This window comes from Mesorhizobium sp. ISC25, assembly GCF_042295465.1.
Classification (GTDB): Bacteria; Pseudomonadota; Alphaproteobacteria; order Rhizobiales; family Rhizobiaceae; genus Mesorhizobium.
This window is the reverse complement of the sequence record NZ_CP135442.1, coordinates 277,431-295,277: the sequence shown is the minus strand read 5'-3', so window position 1 is coordinate 295,277 and position 17,847 is coordinate 277,431. Positions and strand designations below refer to the sequence as shown.

Sequence of the window (17,847 nt, the reverse complement as noted above, 5' to 3'; positions counted from 1 at the left end):
TGTGACGGGCGATGTTCTGGGCTCTTTTGCGACGCGCAAAAAAAAGGCCCGCGACGGAGTACTCCGCCGCAGGCCCTTTTTGTGTTGCCTACTTGGATTGGTTGAGGTGTTTCAGCAGTTCCCCGAGGATGCCGTCCCGCTCCGGACGCGCGCTGGCTGTCGCTTTGTCGTCGATCAGCTTTGCGGCCAATTCGGGCGGCAGCGCCATGAAGTCGTAGCCCTCTGAGATGGCTGCATGGCGAAGATCCTCAAGCGCTTCGAACGCTCGATCGGCGGTGCCAAGCCAGAGCGCGGGCTCGTCGGTTTCTTCGTGGGGGAACGCTTGCAGGAAGTAGGTCCGAAGCGGTGGGTCGTAGCCGATGACAGCGTCTGGGTCCGAGCGGACCTGTCCGGTGACGGTGCCAGTGACAGTGATGGTGTAGCGGCTCATTGCAACCTCCTTTTGCCGGTGGGGTGGCCGGCCCCTTAAGGGGCCGGCCACCGATGCCTCACTGGGGGTTGTTCCAGAGGATGACCTTCTTGTTTTCCTCGCCACCCGGGGCGGGAGCGAGATTGCCGAAGATGACGCCGATCTCCGGGGCTTCCAGCTTGACCGAGAGGTATTCCTCGCCCGAACGCTGGGAGATGCGGTGCCAGCCGGCTCCGATCTCGAAGCCCGTGCGCTTGTTGACGATCCGGTAGTCGGGGGCGTCCTCTCGCGACTTGTTGGCGTTCGGGATAAGGGTGATCGGGGCGTTGACCCGGAGCGTGGCAAAGACGCCTTCCATCGAGCCGTCGGCCTTGGTGGTGAGGTTTGCGATCGTGGTGGCCATGATAGTTCTCCTTCGGTTGCATCGGGACCATTCCCGATGGCGCCAAAGGAGAGGGCCGTCCTGCTGCGGTCATCTCGGCGAAAATTCTTGAAAATTCTATTTGCCGAAAATTGCGGGCAGGCCCTTCGCCTGACCGCAAACAAAAAACAGGAATCGAATTTTCCTGAATTTTCGTCGAGCGTACCCCCAACGGGGGTTGACCGCACAAAGCAGGCGGGTCGTCTACAAAGGCGACATGAAACGGGAATGGCCCCGGATGCGGCAGATGGAGAAGAACTCAGGCCGCCATCGCCTGGCCGCCCATGCAACGCTGCCGGATGGCCGGAACAGGCTGCAGCCTCTCAGGTCATGTCGCCTGCGTCGTCAACACCTCGAACAGCAGCATGGCGCGTGAACCGCCTTGCGCGTTCGTATGGCGGCACAGCGGTTTCGAGATCGGAGCTGGCTGGCACCGAACTTCACACCCCTGGTGATGCCTCGCGGCCAGGAATGGATGACCGCGCAAGCCAGGTTCGGCACGTTTGCACCCGCTTCAGAGGCGAGACGGGTCAAGATGATCATCTGCACAACGCCACGCGGCTCTGCGCGTGGGCCGGGTCGAAAGGTGCCGGTTCCGGCCGTTCAAAAAAGTGGAGTTGGGGGCGCGGGGCCGGAACAAGCATATCGTATCAGCCTCGACGGGCTGTCGGTGGGACAGCGTACATCATTCTGGCAGCGCCAGACGCTCGTCCGGCGTCATGCGGGCTTCGGCTTGCCGGCGAACGTCGAGGCCGGCATGGCGAAGCATGGCGCACCAGTCTTCCACATTGTACGTGGTCGCCACGCTGCCCCTGGCCAGATCGTAAATGACGCACGGCTTGTTCGCGATGGCGAGCCGAAGCACGTTGACGGCCGTGCCGGATGATGCGCCGTCCCAGACCATCATGCCAAAGTCAGCGCGCCGCGCCATCTCCCGGTCTTTGGCGGCGTGGACCCAGTATCCTGTGGCGTTGCCAGGAGAAGGAACATGGTAGGCGGCCCAGTCGCCCAGATTATTGCGGGGTTCCTTGCCGGTATGGAAGACCCCGACATGCTCGTACCTGTAACCCGCGAGCAGCCCTTGCGCCTCCGCATCGGCTCCTGACGCATCGCCAATCAGCACGCCGTGCTCGGCAGCAACGATTGCGCCGATGCGAGCGATGGCAGGTTCCGGCAGCTCGAATATCTCGCGTGATCCACCTATGAATATCATCGACATCGTGACTTTCCTTCTATCGAGCGCCCCCGCCCCGCACCGGCCGCCCTCTCCCTCTGCCCTGCGCGAGGGATCGTCACCCGAAGGCCGAGACGGCGAAGCCGGCGCGGGGAGCGGCGGGACGCCGCGACTAGAGCCCGGCCGGCCGCAGGCCGGCGCGCCTAGGCCCTGCCGCTGCCGGACGACGCGCGTGGACTAGCTGCCTTCGGCTAGCCAGAGGCTCACGTCCTGGATCGAGCGCATCAGGATAGACGGGTTGTCTCGCGACGGGACAAAACCCCAGCTCTGCCAATAGCGCTCGGCCTCGGCGTCGATCGCCCGCACAACCACCGCGCGGCCGGCAACGATGTCGGCGCCGGCGACACAGCGACGAAGCGCGTCCTTGACCAGGCCGCTGCCGATGCCTTGTCCGGCATAGCGATGGTCGACGGCGAGTTGTCCGATCAGCAGGCAGGGGATCGGGTCGGGCGGGCGGCCGGTGCGGATGGCGCGCGGTGCGCTGTTTGGCTGGATCACGCCCGGCGCAAGGCCGTAATAGCCGACGACTGTTCCCTCGTCGTGAACGACCAGAACGCGGGTAAACCCGCGGGCCTGGTTCGTTCGTGCGAAACCGGCCAGCCAAGCGTTAAGCGCCGGCTTGCCGCAATCGAAGCTGTCGAGGCGGTGCGCGTCGTCGAGGAGTTCGATGCCTGAAAGCGCCACCTAGCGATCCCAGGGCGGGGACCGACGCAGCCGCTCGGCCGCCTTCGGCGGGGGCGCGGCGGCGGGCGCTGAGATCGCCTGCATGAAGGCGTCATAGGCTTCCGGGGACACGCGGATGACGGTTTCGTTGAGGATGGCCGCTTGCGCCTCGTGGAGTGCTGCGCGCCGCATGAACTCCGTGCGCGATAGGCCAAGCAACTCCGCGCCGCGGTCGATGATGGTGAGATCATCATCGCGAAACCGCATCGAGACGGGTGTTTCCTTCCTCGGGGCTGTAGTGGCCATGGCGCGCTCCTGTGCTGCGGACGTATATACGTCCATGTAACGCTGAACGCAATACACGTTGCCTGGCGGAATGCTCCACCGCGTCGATACGATCTTTGAAAGCGGAGGTTGCCGTGCTTCCCGCGCGGCTTTGGTGCGCTTCGCGCGGGCCGAACCCGACCGCGCCCGGTCGGGTTCGATAGTGCGGTTGCGAGGAAAGCGGCGCTTCACGCGCCGCCCTCCGCGAACCGCCAGACGGGGATGCCGAGCCGACGGGCCTTGTCGGCAAGGTTCTCGGTGATCCCGGAGCCGGGAAAGACGATCAGGCCGTAGGGCACCACCGAGAGAAGCTGGTCGTTGCGGCGGAACGGAGCTGCCTTGGCGTGCCGGCTCCAATCCGGCTTGAAGGCGATCTGGGTGACCTTCCGGTTCTCAGCCCAGCAGGCGGCGATACGTTCGGCGCCGCGCGGGCTGCCGCCGTGGAGCAGGACCATGTCGGGATGCTTCTCGCGGGCCTTGTCGAGCGCGTCCCAGATCCGGTCATGATCGTTGCAGTCGAGACCACCGGCGAAGGCAATCTTGGTGCCGGCCGGGACGAGCACCTCGGTTTCGGCGTGGCGGCGAGCGGCGAGGAAGTCGCGGCTGTCGATCATCGCCGCGGTCATTGCCTGGTGGGAGACCTTGGAGCCGGTGCGCGGTCGCCATGCCGATCCTGTTTGTGCCTCGTAGAGGTCGGCGGCCTCGTCGCGCATGATTTCGAGCACATTGCGGCGCTCGATATAGGTGATGCCCTCGGCAGTGAGCCGTTCCAGCTCGACCGACTTCACCTCGGAACCGTCCTGCTCCTGCTGGCTTGAACGCTGGGCCTCCTCGTTGCGATCGAGGCTGCGGGCGACGCGCTCGGCGGCGCGGTGGAAGACGTTTGCGAAGGACCAGAGCAGGTCGTCGAGATCGGGTTCGAGCCTGGTGTCGCCGAGCATGCCGGCGAAGGTCTCGACGATCCCGGCAAGGCCGGCCCGGATCACACTCTCGTCCGGCAATGGGCGGGGATCGGGCTCATCCTGATGCGGGCGATGGCCGTACATCTGCAGTTCGAGGATGACGCGGTCGGTCGGCGAGGAGGTGTGGTAGGGCTCGTAGGCGTCGTCGAAAGGAAGCTCGTAGGTCATGGCGGTGTCTCCGTCGGTTGTGGCCGCGCCCTTCGCGGCCTGACAGCGCATCCCGGCCGCGCCCCGGGCGCGGCCGCACCGAAGGCCGGAGCGTGAAGCGGAGGACGGCGCAGCCGTTGCGGCCGTGAACGGGGGGTGGCAGGGGTCGCCTCTCGGGCAGGCCGCGGGCGCGGCCTCTCCGGCGGATCGCCGCCATGCCTGCACGCCCTTCTGTAACGCCACCCCTGCCCGCCCGCAGGCTCGGACCGTTCATCCCGCCGGCAGGAAGAGACGGGCATCTTCCGGAACGAGCTGATCGGCGAGCCATGCCGCGAGATGGGCCGGCCCGAGATGGCGCAGATCGTCATTGAAGTCGCCGAGCTGCGGCTGCAACGTCAGAGCGAGAATCCCCGCCTCGCCCGCGCGCTGGCTGAGACGTTCGATACCGTGCCGGCCGGCGGCGTCCGCATCGGCCGCGATGTAGAGGCGACGGCAGCCAGGCGGGAAAATCAGGCCGGCGAGGTGATTGGCCGAAGTGGCGGCGGCCACCGGCAGCGACGGCATCACCGTCCGCAGCGAGGCCATCGTCTCAAAACCTTCGCCGGCGGCCATGATCGGGACAGGAGCACCGGGTTCAAGGCCGAGCCAGATGCCGTTGCCCAGCAAGTGACCGAGAGAGCGGCGGGGATCGTCGAGTTGAGCTTTGCCATTGCCGTCCGGAGCGAGCCAGGTACGCTGGAGACCGGTGATGCGTCCGTCCAGACTGGTGACGGCGGCGATCAATGCGGGCAGGGTCTGCGTCTTGCCCGTCACCAGATCACGGTAGTAGCAGCCGGGGTGGAAGCGGAGAGCGCGCTCACGGGCGGACAAGACGATGCCGCGGCCGGCCAGATAGCGTTCGGCCAGCGTGCCGACGATCGGCTGCGACATGGCGAACAGGCGGCGCGCCGATTCGGGGGAGCCGCGTGCCACCGCAGGCTGGCGCTGGGCACCGAATGGTCGGGACTGGGGCTCTGGCCGTGGCATGGCGAGGAAACGCCGCGCTTCGTCCGCGACATCGCGAAACTCGATGAGGCCGCAGCTTTCGCGGATGACATCGAGCAGATCGCCAAACTCGGTGGTCGCCTCGTCCACCCACTTACCAGCAGGGCCTTTGGCATTGGCCTTCAGCCGCACATGCATCGAGCGGCCGCGCGTGTTGCGGACATCACCGACGATCCAGTGATTGCCGGAACGATGGCCGTTGGAGAGATATGCGCGGCACACCGCCTCTGCATGGTCGCCAAGGCGGCGCGCCAGCTCGGAGGCCGAGCCGGTCATGATCGCCTCCATTTACGCTGCGGATGCGCGGTCGGTGACGCCGACCAGCGTGTGGCGATCGAGAAGCGAGGCGAGAATGGCAGAGCCATGCCCGCCCGTCGGGATGAACAGTCTGAGCTTCCAGGAGATGATTTCGGAGATCAGTCCCAGCGCCTTCAGCCGCGGCACCATCGCGTCGGTGAAACCGATCAGTTCGACGCGGTAGTCATTCATGACGCGGCTGCGGCGCAGGATCAGGCCGTCGGCGAGTTGCGCCCCGATCCGGCCCTCGATCAAGCCGGTCCATGCCTCGTGCGGAGCGAGCGTCCGCACATCGTCGATACCGAGATTGCGCAACATGGTCGCGACCAGCGTCGGCGCGATGTGACGGCCAATGATCCGTTCGCCGGCATCGGTCTGCATGCGGTAAACTCTGCAGTCATCGTCTGGCAGACGCCGCCAGATCGGCAGCAGCAGGCCGGTGACGATGTGGAAGGTGCTGGTGGTAAATTCCGGGACCGCTGCCACTTCGGCGTCCCATAGTTCGCAGAACAGTTTGCGGTCGGCCGGCTGCCAATGGGTCTCGGCGAGGGCATCAAGACCGAAGCGCAGCTCGTCGGTCGGCCGCAGCAGGCGCACGCGGTGCTCGACGGTCCCGTCGTCGAGCATCAGGCTCGCGGTCGGGAGCTGGATTGCCGCGCGGCTCGACCGCGAGTTGACCAGCAGGACCGACTGCGGTTCGGAGCGGGCGATGGCCAGCGCATCGACCAGACCGAGCGGCCGGATGCGATCCTTGCGGGCAACCGTGAGCACATGCGACTGCGCGCCCGAGACCCGGTGGGTATAGACGGTCCGGCGATCAGTGACGACAATGCTCTCCGCCGTGATCGTCTCCAACCCCTTGTCATAGTTGCCCGCGGCGGTGGCGCCCTCGACCTTTGCCGTCATCAGCTGCTCGAATACCTCGAACAGCAGATTCTGGGTTTCGATGCGCAGCGCCAACAGCCGGTTGAGCCAGGTCGTGATCGGCGGCAGCTCGTCGCGCAAACCGCCATCCTCGGTGGTCAGCGACAGGCCGGTGACCGTCTCGAAGGTCGTAAGCGAGCAGCCCTCGATCTTGCCCTGGTGCAGCAGCATGTAGAATTGCCGCAGAGCGGCGCGGGCATAGGAGCTTTCCAGATTGTCCTCGGACCGGAACAGCCCAGCCCCGCCCGTCTGACGCTGGCCCCGCGTGATTGCCCCCAACGTGTCGAGCCGCCGCGCGATGGTCGACAGAAAGCGTTTTCCCGCTTTCACATTGGCGGCCATCGGCCGGAACAATGGCGGCTGCGCCTGGTTGGTGCGGTGGGTCCGCCCAAGACCCTGGATGGCGTTGTCGGCGCGCCAGCCGGCCTCGAGCAGATAGTGCCTGCGCAGCCTCTGATTTTTCACCCCGAGGTCGGCGTGATACGAGCGGCCTGTCCCGCCGGCGTCCGAAAAAATCAGGACGCGCTTGTCGTCATCCATGAAGCTCTGCGTCTCGGCCAGGTTGGCCGAGGCCGGGCGGTTCTCGACCGCAAGCCGGTCGATGCCGTCGCGGCCGGTCTTCCTAACGATACGGCGCGAGCGGCCCGTCACTTCGGCAACGGTCTCTGTCCCGAAATGATGAACGATCTGGTCGAGCGCGCTGCCGACCGGCGGCAGCGAGGCCAGCCTTTCGATCATCTCGTCGCGCCGGCGCACCGCCTCGCGACATTGGACCGGGTTACCGTCCTCGTCGTGGACGGGCCGCGAGTAGACGTTCCCCTCGGCGTCCGAATACTCCTCGAACAGCTGCGTCGGGAAGGAATGCATCAAATACCCGCCGACATACTCGCGGGGCGTGACATCGACATGGAGATCCGACCATTCCTCGGTCGGGATCTCTGCAAGCCGGCGTTCCATCAGCGCCTCGCCGGTCGAGACGATCTGCACCACGGCCGCGTGGCCGTCGGCGAGATCCTGCCTGATGGCGCTGATCAGGGTCGGTGTCATCATCGAGGTGATGAGATGGCTGAAGAAGCGCTGCTTGGTGCTCTCGAAGGCCGACCGCGCAGCCGCCTTGACATTGCGGTTCAGCGTGGCGGAATCGCTGGTGATGTTGGCCGCCTCGAGCGCCGCGTTGAGGTTATTATGGATGACCTGAAACGCGTCCGCATAGGCGTTATAGATGCGGATCTGCTCGTCGGTCAGCTCGTGCTCCAGCAGGTCGTATTCGACGCCGTCATAGGAGAGCGAACGCGCCGTATAGAGACCGAGCGATTTAAGGTCACGGGCGAGCACCTCCATCGCGGCGACACCGCCGTCCTCGATCGCGGCTACGAACTCGGCACGGTTTGCGAAGGGAAAATCCTCGCTGCCCCAGATGCCGAGGCGTTGTGCGTAGGCGAGGTTCTCGACTGCCGTCGCACCCGTTGCAGAGACGTAGACGACGCGGGCGTCGGGCAGTGCATGCTGGAGCCGCAGCCCCGCCCTACCCTGCTGTGAAGGCGCAACATCGCCACGCTCGCTTTTTCCCCCGGCGGCATTGGCCATGGTGTGCGCTTCGTCGAAGACGATGACGCCACTAAAGTCCTTGCCGACCCAGTCGAGGATCTGGGCGATGCGGGATTTCTTGCCATCGCGTTCCTGCGAGCGGAGGGTGGCATAGGTGGTGAAGAGGATGCCTTCGGCAAGGCGGATCGGCGTGCCCTGCCGATAGCGCGAGAGCGGCTGGACGAGAAGACGTTCTTGGTCGAGTGCCGACCAGTCGCGCTGGGCGTCTTCCAAGAGCTTATCCGACTTGGAAATCCAGATCGCGCGCCGGCGACCCTGCAGCCAGTTGTCCAGGATGATGCCGGCGACCTGCCGGCCCTTGCCGCAACCGGTCCCGTCACCCAGGAACCATCCACGGCGGAAGCGGAAGGCATTCTCGGCGCCTTCGGAGGCGGCGGAGACGACATCGCAGTTTTCGTCGACCGTCCAGGCGCCGGCGAGATGGCCGGAATGTGCCTCACCGGCATAGATCACACTTTCGATCTGGGCGTCGGACAGTAGGCCTTCGTCGATGATCGTATCGGGCAGGAGAGGCCGGTAAGACGGTTTTGGCGGCGCGACCGCAGCCATGGCTGCCGACTGCACCAGCGGCGTCGGATGCGGCTTGGCGCGCGGGATGTCGATCGACTGCAGCGCATAGGGCTCGTAGATCGTGTCGGTAAGCCTGCCGCCCTTCTCCGGCATCCAGTCGCGCAGCTCGTAGGCAAGGGGAACGGCAGGCGTGGTGCCTGTCACGACCGGGAGGATGGGCTTCATCCGGGCAGCCGGGTGGTGGGTTTGGCGGAAAGTCTTTGCGGCAGCTGCAGATGCTGCGATGGGTGCGGCTTTCGTCGCATTTCGCGCGGCCATTTGAGCCGCGGCAGTGCGCAGGATCTGGTTCGAGAGGGCGCCGATCGAGTCCGGGAAGCCGCCCGGCGTGCGGGGCGGCAGGTCGGATATCCAGGCGAGCAGCGTTTCAACGTCCAAAGCCTTGCCCGGCGAGGCCGCGAAGCGGGACGGGTCTGCTGCGGGCACCTTGTCGATGATCGTGAGGCGGGTTTCGGCGGTCGTGCCGTGGCGGGAATAGACGCGGCCGTCGATCGCCGCGGTGAAGACGATGGTGCCCTGCCGCTGCAACCGTTCAAAGGCGGCTCGCCATTTGGGGTTTTCGGGAGAAAGCCCGGTGCCGGTGATGGCGACAATTCGCCCGCCGGCGCGCAGCCGGGCGAATGCGGAGGACAGGTGCCGCCATGCCGCATCGGAGACATGGCCGTCGACATAGGCGCCGACCGTGAAGGGAGGATTCATCAGCACGACGGAAGGCTCGATGGTGGAATCGAGATGATCGTCGATATGGGCTGCGTCGTGCCGGGAAACGGGAGCGCGCGGGAACAGCAAGCCGAGCAGATCCGCGCGGGTCATGGCAAGCTCGTTGAGGGCGAGCGAGGCTTGGGCAATCTCGGCATGGACTGCGATCAGGCCGGTGCCGGCCGAGGGTTCGAGAACGAGATCCGAAGAGGAGATCGCGGCCGCTTGAGCGGTGACGAAGGCGAGCGGCAGTGGCGTCGACAGCTGCTGCATGGCCTGGCTCTCGTAGGAGCGCCGTGTGTGGGTGGGAACGAGATCGGCGATCCGCCTCATCATCGCCAGCGCTGCCTCGGGCGAGGCCGACCGGGACAAGATCGCCGGTCCGAATCTGCGGATGAACAGGACCTGGGCAGATTCGAGCGCCTCATAGGCGTCCTTCCAAACCCAGAAGCCTTGCGCGTCGGTGCCGCCGAAGCTGTCGCTCATGGCAACGCGCAATGTCCTCGTAGTGATGGGCTTGCCTTGTTCGAGGAGAGGCAGAAGCTCCGCGGCCGCCAGGTGGATCGCGTGGGCGGTGTCGATGGCGTCGGATGCCGGCGCGGTAACGGGAGGGGCCGTTCGAGCGACGGTCGATGGGGTCGAAACAATGTTCATGGAGATGTCCTTCGCGGGAGAGAGTGCCTGCCCCGCCGGCATTCTCTGTGCCCCGGCCGGGCCGCGCTCCTTCCAGCCCCGCTCTCCCTCTCGCGACGAGAAGCGAGATGTAGCGAGGGGCTGTTCAGGTACGAAAGCTGCGGACTACCCAGCGGCTGGAGGTCGCGGCGACGGCGGGATTGTTGGACCGCTGCTCGTGACCGAAGTAAATGACGACCGGATCCTGCAATGGGATCGATTCTCACCAGGGAACGCGACTATGAAACGACCCACGCGACCGTTTGTCGTGGAAGTGAAGAAGAGGCGCGGCAGTCCTGCAAAACCGCGATCGATCTGGGGCGACCTGGACCTTTCCACTGTAGCCGCCGACGCTTTGCCGGTTTCCGAGGGGACCCTAGGGCCGGTCGGGAATGATCGCGTCTCGATCCGATCGTCGACGTTGACTGCGCGAGCAGCGCCGGCTCCTCGATCGACACCCCATCAGAAGACGGTCATGCGCACGCCATTGCCGACGCAACCCATGCCGAACCGCATCCCGCTGAGGTCGAGACGGAAGGCGTTGACGAGGAGCCTGCGCGGTCGCCTCGAAAACGTGTCAGACGTCTCGACGAACCAAATTTGCCTCGTGGGCAGCGTTGGAAACGTCGGCTGCCAAAAGCCCTTCGTCGAGTGATCTGACGGTTTGCTCCGAAAGGATTTCGGTCCTGCATTGGTGCTGATCATGACCCTGCTGTTTGCTCATCGGGATCGCGGCGTTCCTCGATGATCGCTTTTGCCTTCTCAATCGCGACAATTGCCTTCGGCAGCCAGCGCTCGAAGTCGACCGTGGATAAACCCATCGGTTGGGCGACATAGACCAGCTGATCGAACAGCTCCTGGAAGTGGGCGGCCTTGCGCTGGATCGTCTCATGAAACTGCGATGGCACGGTTATTGACTCGACACGGTAAGCGGCATCCGCACCGGGCCAGATGCCTGTGATGTATGTCTCGCCGGCCGTTTCGTAGTCGAATTTCTCGGCGGACCAGTCGTCGTCCTCGACGGCCTGACGACACGCCTCGGCAGGCGTCGCGGCATCGTAGGTACGGTGCCGATACACGGGCAGATGGTAGGTGCTCTCGATAGTGAATTTTGGCATTGCCGTTCTCCTGCATTGATGTGCGATGCCCGGCGCTCGCGCCGGATAGAGTTCAAAGCTGATGGTGGTTTTGCGGGTCGGTTGAGGCGACATCGCTTCATGTCAGCCGCGATCGGAACCCGTCGCGGCACAACTGGTCGGTCAGGCGACCGAACAGACGTCGAGCGCTTTGTCGCCGCCCCCGAAGTTGATCGGCCATCGCGCGAAAGCGGGCGCGTTCTTCGGCCCACGCTTTACGCCGAAGGCATCGTCGATGACGACGAGCGTCGGGTGGCATGCGACGGCAGGATCACGGTTTATGGAGCGCTCCCCTCATCGGCGAGGGTCGTATAGGAATCGACGCCGGCGTCCGTCTTGCGCTGTTCGAACCAGGCGTCGAACTCGGCCAGGCGGCGTACGCGCGTCTGCCGGGCAACTTCCGGCAGTTTGCGCGTTGGAACACTGGCGAGCCGATCGGCGGCGGCGTCGATGGAGGAGAGATTCAGATAGCGCTGGAGATTGGCAGCAAGGCGGCCATTTTTGCGGGAACGTCTCAGGATCACCGTCGCCACCTCGTCGTCGTCATAGTTGTCGAAGCAATTGTCGAAGGCGCAGGTCGGTCTTCGTCCGCAGGCGATGACCTTGGCCGTATAGTTCACGCGGCCGCGGAAGTTCTCCGGATCATTCAGGCGCGACATGTGGCGTCTCCCTGTCTGGGGCTGGGTATGCAGCCCAGAAAAGCAGAAGCCGGCGAGGCCGAGCACTGTCGCCGGGCCGCACGAGATTGGCGACGGTCGGGGCCCGGCGGCGTGCGTCGGTATCGGCGACGATCGGGCACACCGAAGGCGGCCGTATAGCTCGAGTGCGCCTCCCAGGTGTGTTTGGCCGTCGGCAACTGCTTATGATGGCTCCGCATCACTCGCCCCTCCTCACCTCGACCGTGCATGAATTGCTGGCATGCGATTGTCGATCTCTTCGTCGGAGAGATCCTCCAGCAGCTTGAGGACTGTCCCCTGCGTGCCAGCATTGATCAGGATGGTTCGCTTGCCGTGATGCTCCGGCGGCCAGGCGTCCGGGTTTGCCTCGCCAGCGATGCCCTTGAAGTCGGGATGGGTGGCGGACCAGATCGCCTCGAGCTTTTCCTGGCGCGTCATGCTGTCGACGGCGCCCGTCTCGTGGGCGATGATCGCCGCGCGCATCGCGTCCGGACTGCGTTTGTCGGAGAGGTCGCAGAAGCCGTGGAACCATCGTTCACGGCCACGGATCCTGATGGCGAAAAAGACGCTGGTCACATAGCCAGACTTGTATTCGGACATGCCGAACATGCCGGTTCGCTGGAACAGCGGCGGCAAGAGCGCGAGCATGAAGTGGTATTGCTCGGCGGCAATCTCGAAATACTCGCCGGCGTAGGGCGTGCCAGAAATTGGATTTATACCCGGAGTGTCTTTGTGCCGGTTGAAGAGCCGGAACATCTGCTCGCGCGTTGCGACGCCGTCGAACACCTTTCGGAACGGGGGATGGGTGGACATGGCTGCTCTCCGGAAATAGGCGGTCGCCCGCCACAGCAGCGCTGCAGCGGTCGGCGGGTGACGGATCGGTGGGCAGTTCAGGCGGCGCGGCGATCCGCGGAAGGCGCGGCATCGTATCCGACGCCCGTAATGGCGCGGACCGCTGCGGCGAGCGCCGGGATGTCATCGAGCATGCCGAGCGCGACGAAGTGGTTGGCCCCGCCAGTATAGTCCTTGCGGCCCTTGCAGGTGCGGATCAGAATACCGTGCCCCGACGACAGCCCGAACTGGCCGACCTGGATATAGGCGCGGTCATGATGCAGGGTGATTTCACCGGATACGGCGATACCCGCCCTATTCCAGCGCAGGTCAAAGCTACCCGGCGGCAAGGCAAGTTCGGCGACAAGCTCTTTCAGCCGTGAGCGCGCCCTCGTATGAAAACGTCTCTTCTGCTGCTCGTTGTAGGAGCAGCTTGTATTCCAGTCGAACATGTCGATCTCCATGAAACGGAACATGCCCGGCGATCGCTTGCGCGACCGCCGGGCATGTCGTGGGTTGGTTTAATGCGATGAGGAAGTCAGGCAGCCGCGCGGCCTTCGATGACGTCGGCGCCGACCTCATCGGCGGAGACCTCCTCGAGATAGGCCCGGCTGTACGGATTGTTGGCGAGCCAGCGTTCGGCGGCCTCGCGATCCCTGGCGAGATTCAGGAGTTCCGGGCTTTCGCCGATGTCCTGCAGCACGCGGACCATGCCAATCGACGGACGCTCGACAACCTCGAAACGCAGGTCGCTTTCGACGGACCACGTGCGCCGGACCGAGACGACGATGATGCCGCCTTGGCCGAAGTCGCCCTCATGCAGGGTGAAACAGGCTGGCGAGCTATAGGTCGCGCGCGTTCGCGGCGGCTCCTTCTTGACCAGTCGGCCGGTGCCGTTGCGGCTCTCCCAGGCGGACAGCTTCTTTCTGAAGCGGGCCGGCGGCCACGCTGTGCCGTCGCAATAGCGGACAACGCTTCCCAGAGAGGCGCAATCGTAAATTGTATGTGCGGACATGCGTTTTTCTCCTTGTCGGAAAACAAAAGGACCCGGCGGAGATGCTGGGCCTAGTGGTGAGCGGGAGGCCGATTACTCGGCGGCCTGAAGGTGCTCGGGTTCCTCGCCGGTTTCGGTCACCGGTTCATCGGAGGACGTGCCGGTATCGTCGGCGAGGAAGGCCGGCAGCTCGGCGGCATCGCCGTCGAGAGCCGTCTCATCCGTCACATCATCGGTGGCGGCGTCGTCGACTTCAGCAACCGGGTCGTCGACATCAAGGCGCAGCGGCTCGGGCAGCCAGTTCGACCCTTCGAGAAGGCGAGCAGCCTCGCGTGCCATCAAGTCCTTCTTCATGTGGTCGATCAGCTGTGCGGAATCCTCGCCGCGTCCCTCGCGCACGGCTTGAACGATCCGGGCCTTGGTGACGCGGCCGAGGTAATTGTCCACCGTGGGCGACCAGCCAGCCTCCACCATGTCGAACTGAAGCGTGGCAGCGAGTGCATCGGCATGGGCAAGGGCGCCTGACCGCCTGTTCCAGGGCTCGACGACGGCGTTGAGCGAGAGCGATGCGCAGTGCGCGAATAGCGCCTTGCGGCTCGCTTCGTCGAGACCAAGCAGGAACTCCCAGAGATTGCTGCTGTCGGGCATATCCCTGTCCCAGGCCTCGTGGCGATCGGCGATCTCCTTCGCCCAGGTCGTGTCGGCCAGACCCTGGACTTGGCCAAAACTGTTGCTCACCATGTTGACCTCGAGGCAGCTGTCCTTGGCAAACCGATAGAACACCTGCAGCACGAGTGCATGGAGCACCGCGACGAAGGCGATGTCGAGGTCGCTTGCCAACGCGTTACGCAGCGCAAGCGTCTTCTGTGCGGTGAGATCGAAGACGAGGCGATCGGGCAGCGGCTTGATCCCTTCATCCTCGGGCTCTTCGGCGGTGTCGGATGCGCCGTTCACGGACCGGCCGTTGACGACGACGTGATTGGCGCTGTCATCGTCGGATTGCGACGGGTCGCGATCCCCGTCCTCGGCTTCTTCATCGTCATCGCCCGTCTCGACCCGTGGTTCGTCCTCGGGGCGGACAAAGCCGGCTTCGATCTGCAGTTGGCCGTTGGCGCCAAGCGCGACAAACGCTCCGGCGATAGCCTTTTGCGCCGGGTCATAGACCTGGGGGCGATCGCTGAACGCGTCGAGTTCGGCGCCGAGCTGATCGAGCTTGTCCTCGATCTCCTGATCGGCGTCCTCCATCTCGGCATATTTGGCATCGAGCGCATCATACTCGGCCTTCACCGCCTCATAGCGGGCGGTCTCCTCGGTGCTCAACTCCGCCGGCTCGGCATAAACCCGCCGCATGCCGGAGGTGTGGCCGTACGGGAAGCTGATCGCCGCCTCGACCCACTTCCAGCCGTCGGCGCGAACGGTCTCGGCATCTACCTTCAGTCTATCGAAGACCAGCTGCTCGAGGAGAGCTGCATCCTGGAACCAGCCACCGGAATCCTGCTCAAACAGGTCGCGCAGTATGACGCCGCCGGCATTCTCATAGGCTTCGGCACCGACATAGACTGCGCGGCGATCGTCGGCACGCACCGTCGTCTCGGTCAGCAGACGCCTGATGTAATAAGGCTCCTGCATATTCGGGTTGTTTGTGATGCGCTCCCAGACCTGCTCCTGGCGGGCATGGTCGTCCGAAATCGAGAACGCCATGATCTGCTCGAGCCGGATTTCATCCTTCTCGTAGAGATCGAGCAGTTTTGGCGAGACCGAGGCGAGCCGCAGGCGCTGCTTCACCGTCGCTGACGAGACAAAGAAGCGCGCGGCGATTTCTTCGTGATCGAGTCCCTGGTCGCTCAGTGTCTTGAACGCCCGGAACTGGTCGAGAGGATGGAGATCCGCGCGGTGGAAATTCTCGGCCAGAGAGTCCTCTTCAGCCGATGTCGCCGTGCTTCGATTGACGATGCACGGTATCGGCTCGTTCTTTGCCAGCCGCTTCTGTTTGATGAGCATGCCGAGCGCTAGATAGCGGCGGCCGCCGGCGGGCACTTCGAACGTGTCGGTCTCCTCTCCGTCTTCGCCGAGGACGGGACGGACGTTCAGGCTTTGGAGCAGCATGCGCCGTCCGATGTCTTCGGCGAGCTGCTCGATGGAAACGCCGTCCTTTACTCTCCGAACATTCTTCTGCGACAACACGAGCTTGTCGTAAGGAATGTTTTCCGATGGGTTCATAGCGATCTTCTGAATGGCCTTTGCCATGGTCAGGTTCTCCATGACGGGCGGCCCGGGGCCTCTCCCTGGACCTCCAAGCCCGTCAGGAAACCTCCCCTCCCCCCTTTGCCTCTGGCGCCGGCGCCAGCGCAGGCAACTGCGGCAATCGTGTCATGCGCGCATGGACAGCGCAGCGGTCGATTTTGCAGATTTCGGTACTTTCGAGCTTGCCTAGTGCCCCCAACTTATCGGCGTAATCCATGAGCTGGTGGATCAGCGCTGCCGGCCGGGCCTGGCCTGGCACCCTTCAGGTGTGCCGGCTGGCCCCGAATATAGCTAAATTCCTCGCCTCGGCCGCCGCGTGCTTCTTTCCAGCAATCTGCAAATAGTGAAGCGAACTTTCGCCGGCCCTTGCGCGGGGGATAACTCCCTTCGTTCGCTCTTTGTTCTTTTCCAAAAGCAGTCCCTAAGATATAATCTGGCACCTCTTTCATCCAGCTTCCTCAGCGAGTCACCGCGAATGACAGTCCAGCCCAGGATCCTCAATGAACCGACAATCATCTGCCCAAGCTGCAAGGCGGACATCAAGCTAAACGAATCGCTCGCGGCTCCGCTGATTGCCGCCACCCGTGAGGACTATGAGCGGCGTTTGGCGCAGAGCAACGCTTCCATCGCGGCCCGAGAGGAAGAGCTTCAACGCAAGCAATCCGCAATCGATGCCGCCCAGTCGGATATCGACAACCAAGTGGCGGAAAAGATCAAGCTTGAGCGCGCGGCTATCGCGGCCGAGGAGGCCCGCAAGGCCAGGCTGCTGCTCTCGGTCGATCTTGAAGACCGGGACAGGAAGCTTGCCGAGATAGAGGCGACGCTTAAAGCGCGGGACGAGAAACTCGCCGAGGCTCAGCTGCAACAAGCGGAATTCCTGAAACAGAAACGTGCGCTCGATGATGAGAAGCGCGAGGTGGCGCTCACCATCGAACGAAAGATCCAGGAAGGGCTGGACGCCGTTCGCATCAAGGCGAGGTCCGAAGCCGAAGATGGCCTCAAAATGAAGGTTGCGGAGAAAGAGGAACAGATTGCCGGCATGCAGCGTCAGATCGAGGAGCTGAAGCGTCGTGCCGAACAGGGCTCCCAGCAGTTGCAGGGCGAGGTCCTCGAGCTCGAGCTAGAATCCCTCATTGCCAGCCGTTTCCCGATGGACATCATCGAACCGGTCGCCAAGGGCGAGTTCGGCGGAGACGTCTTGCACCGCGTGGTCGGACCGGCCGGCCAGCCGTGCGGCGCCATTTTGTGGGAATCGAAACGAACGAAGAACTGGAGCCAGGGCTGGCTGGGTAAGCTCAGAGGCGATCAACGAGCCGCGAGAGCGGATATTGCGTTGATGGTCTCGGAAGCGTTGCCTCCCGGAGTGGAAACTTTCGATCTTTTGGACGGAGTCTATGTCGCCCACCCCAAATGTGCGATCCCGATCGCCATTTTGCTCCGGCAATCCCTGATCGAGCTGGCCAACTCGCGCCTCGCCCAGGACGGCCAGGCCACCAAAATGGAGCAGGTCTATGGCTATCTGACCGGTCCGCGGTTCCGACATCGCGTCGAGGCGATCGTGGAAAAATTCTCGGATATGCAGGAGGACCTCGCCAAGGAACGCAAGGCCACAACACGTCTGTGGGCCAAGCGCGAGGCACAGATCCAAGGGGTAATCGAGTCGACCGTCGGCATGTACGGTGACCTGCAGGGCATCGCCGGAAAAGTGATGCAGGAAATTGAGGGGCTGGATGTGCCAGCAATCGGAGTGTCTCAACCCGATACCGAATAAGTGAACCGATCGGCACGTTCCCGGAAGAGTTTTCGGACCGGAATGCCGAATACGGCCTGGCGAAGGAGAGCACATCCGTCCTCTCTCTGGTGTAACAGTTGAGACCGGGGACGGCCCGACGGCCTGCCTTGCCTTTTTCTGACCACCACGTGCTAAGGCGCCGCCCTTGTGCTCGAGGACGACGCCGGGGAAATAAGCGGGAGATGCCCGCAGCGAGGCCGGC

The 17,847-nt window shown here is 64.1% G+C and carries 15 protein-coding genes; 1 reads left to right on the top strand and 14 read right to left on the bottom strand.

Annotated elements, in window-relative coordinates; genetic code table 11:
- Positions 1-88 precede the first annotated feature (88 nt).
- From RQ479_RS33315 to RQ479_RS33250, 14 genes are all read right to left on the bottom strand, one after another.
- Positions 89-430, bottom strand: coding sequence for a hypothetical protein (locus RQ479_RS33315; protein ID WP_376706204.1), 342 nt, complete (start codon positions 428-430; stop codon positions 89-91).
- Positions 431-488: 58 nt separating this feature from the next.
- Complete coding sequence (locus RQ479_RS33310; RefSeq protein WP_023780851.1) at positions 489-812, bottom strand: DUF736 family protein; 324 nt, start codon at positions 810-812, stop codon at positions 489-491.
- A gap of 703 nt (positions 813-1,515) precedes the next feature.
- Positions 1,516-2,049, bottom strand: coding sequence for a hypothetical protein (locus RQ479_RS33305; RefSeq protein WP_376706203.1), 534 nt, complete (start codon positions 2,047-2,049; stop codon positions 1,516-1,518).
- 192 nt (positions 2,050-2,241) lie between these two features.
- Positions 2,242-2,748 (bottom strand): GNAT family N-acetyltransferase, encoded by a 507-nt coding sequence (locus RQ479_RS33300; RefSeq protein ID WP_376706202.1) that lies wholly within the window; start codon positions 2,746-2,748, stop codon positions 2,242-2,244.
- Positions 2,749-3,033: a DUF1778 domain-containing protein gene (locus tag RQ479_RS33295; protein WP_140776854.1), complete on the bottom strand. Its 285-nt coding sequence runs from the start codon at positions 3,031-3,033 to the stop codon at positions 2,749-2,751.
- Between the two features lie 206 nt (positions 3,034-3,239).
- A complete protein-coding gene (locus tag RQ479_RS33290) occupies positions 3,240-4,181 on the bottom strand; it encodes a DUF2493 domain-containing protein (RefSeq protein WP_376706201.1) in 942 nt (313 codons plus the stop codon).
- Between the two features lie 249 nt (positions 4,182-4,430).
- Positions 4,431-5,480, bottom strand: a complete 1,050-nt coding sequence (locus RQ479_RS33285; RefSeq protein WP_376706200.1) for a toprim domain-containing protein — start codon at positions 5,478-5,480, stop codon at positions 4,431-4,433.
- Positions 5,481-5,492: 12 nt separating this feature from the next.
- Positions 5,493-9,953 carry a strawberry notch-like NTP hydrolase domain-containing protein gene (locus tag RQ479_RS33280; RefSeq protein WP_376706199.1) on the bottom strand — a complete coding sequence of 1,487 codons (4,461 nt, stop codon included), beginning with the start codon at positions 9,951-9,953 and terminating at the stop codon, positions 5,493-5,495.
- A gap of 719 nt (positions 9,954-10,672) precedes the next feature.
- Positions 10,673-11,089 carry a hypothetical protein gene (locus RQ479_RS33275; protein ID WP_376706198.1) on the bottom strand — a complete coding sequence of 139 codons (417 nt, stop codon included), beginning with the start codon at positions 11,087-11,089 and terminating at the stop codon, positions 10,673-10,675.
- Between the two features lie 296 nt (positions 11,090-11,385).
- Positions 11,386-11,766, bottom strand: coding sequence for a hypothetical protein (locus RQ479_RS33270; protein WP_376706197.1), 381 nt, complete (start codon positions 11,764-11,766; stop codon positions 11,386-11,388).
- A 231-nt stretch (positions 11,767-11,997) separates the two neighbouring features.
- Positions 11,998-12,597, bottom strand: coding sequence for a DUF1419 domain-containing protein (locus tag RQ479_RS33265; RefSeq protein WP_376706196.1), 600 nt, complete (start codon positions 12,595-12,597; stop codon positions 11,998-12,000).
- 77 nt (positions 12,598-12,674) lie between these two features.
- The gene (locus RQ479_RS33260) at positions 12,675-13,091 is read right to left on the bottom strand and encodes a hypothetical protein (RefSeq protein WP_376706195.1); all 417 of its coding nucleotides are present in this window, start codon (positions 13,089-13,091) and stop codon (positions 12,675-12,677) included.
- 62 nt (positions 13,092-13,153) lie between these two features.
- Complete coding sequence (locus RQ479_RS33255; protein WP_376706194.1) at positions 13,154-13,630, bottom strand: hypothetical protein; 477 nt, start codon at positions 13,628-13,630, stop codon at positions 13,154-13,156.
- Between the two features lie 72 nt (positions 13,631-13,702).
- On the bottom strand, positions 13,703-15,856 hold the full coding sequence (locus tag RQ479_RS33250) for a ParB/RepB/Spo0J family partition protein (protein WP_376706193.1): 2,154 nt from the start codon (positions 15,854-15,856) through the stop codon (positions 13,703-13,705).
- A gap of 472 nt (positions 15,857-16,328) precedes the next feature.
- On the opposite strand from RQ479_RS33250, the gene RQ479_RS33245 reads away from it, so the two are divergent.
- Positions 16,329-17,624 carry a DUF2130 domain-containing protein gene (locus RQ479_RS33245; RefSeq protein ID WP_376706192.1) on the top strand — a complete coding sequence of 432 codons (1,296 nt, stop codon included), beginning with the start codon at positions 16,329-16,331 and terminating at the stop codon, positions 17,622-17,624.
- Positions 17,625-17,847 lie beyond the last annotated feature (223 nt).

Coding starts and splice junctions, on each gene's coding strand:
- RQ479_RS33315 (WP_376706204.1), bottom strand. CDS start 430: ATGAGCCGCTACACCATCACTGTCACTGGCACCGTCACCGGACAGGTC.
- RQ479_RS33310 (WP_023780851.1), bottom strand. CDS start 812: ATGGCCACCACGATCGCAAACCTCACCACCAAGGCCGACGGCTCGATG.
- RQ479_RS33305 (WP_376706203.1), bottom strand. CDS start 2,049: ATGTCGATGATATTCATAGGTGGATCACGCGAGATATTCGAGCTGCCG.
- RQ479_RS33295 (WP_140776854.1), bottom strand. CDS start 3,033: ATGGCCACTACAGCCCCGAGGAAGGAAACACCCGTCTCGATGCGGTTT.
- RQ479_RS33290 (WP_376706201.1), bottom strand. CDS start 4,181: ATGACCTACGAGCTTCCTTTCGACGACGCCTACGAGCCCTACCACACC.
- RQ479_RS33285 (WP_376706200.1), bottom strand. CDS start 5,480: ATGACCGGCTCGGCCTCCGAGCTGGCGCGCCGCCTTGGCGACCATGCA.
- RQ479_RS33280 (WP_376706199.1), bottom strand. CDS start 9,953: ATGAACATTGTTTCGACCCCATCGACCGTCGCTCGAACGGCCCCTCCC.
- RQ479_RS33275 (WP_376706198.1), bottom strand. CDS start 11,089: ATGCCAAAATTCACTATCGAGAGCACCTACCATCTGCCCGTGTATCGG.
- RQ479_RS33270 (WP_376706197.1), bottom strand. CDS start 11,766: ATGTCGCGCCTGAATGATCCGGAGAACTTCCGCGGCCGCGTGAACTAT.
- RQ479_RS33265 (WP_376706196.1), bottom strand. CDS start 12,597: ATGTCCACCCATCCCCCGTTCCGAAAGGTGTTCGACGGCGTCGCAACG.
- RQ479_RS33260 (WP_376706195.1), bottom strand. CDS start 13,091: ATGTTCCGTTTCATGGAGATCGACATGTTCGACTGGAATACAAGCTGC.
- RQ479_RS33255 (WP_376706194.1), bottom strand. CDS start 13,630: ATGTCCGCACATACAATTTACGATTGCGCCTCTCTGGGAAGCGTTGTC.
- RQ479_RS33250 (WP_376706193.1), bottom strand. CDS start 15,856: ATGGCAAAGGCCATTCAGAAGATCGCTATGAACCCATCGGAAAACATT.
- RQ479_RS33245 (WP_376706192.1), top strand. CDS start 16,329: ATGACAGTCCAGCCCAGGATCCTCAATGAACCGACAATCATCTGCCCA.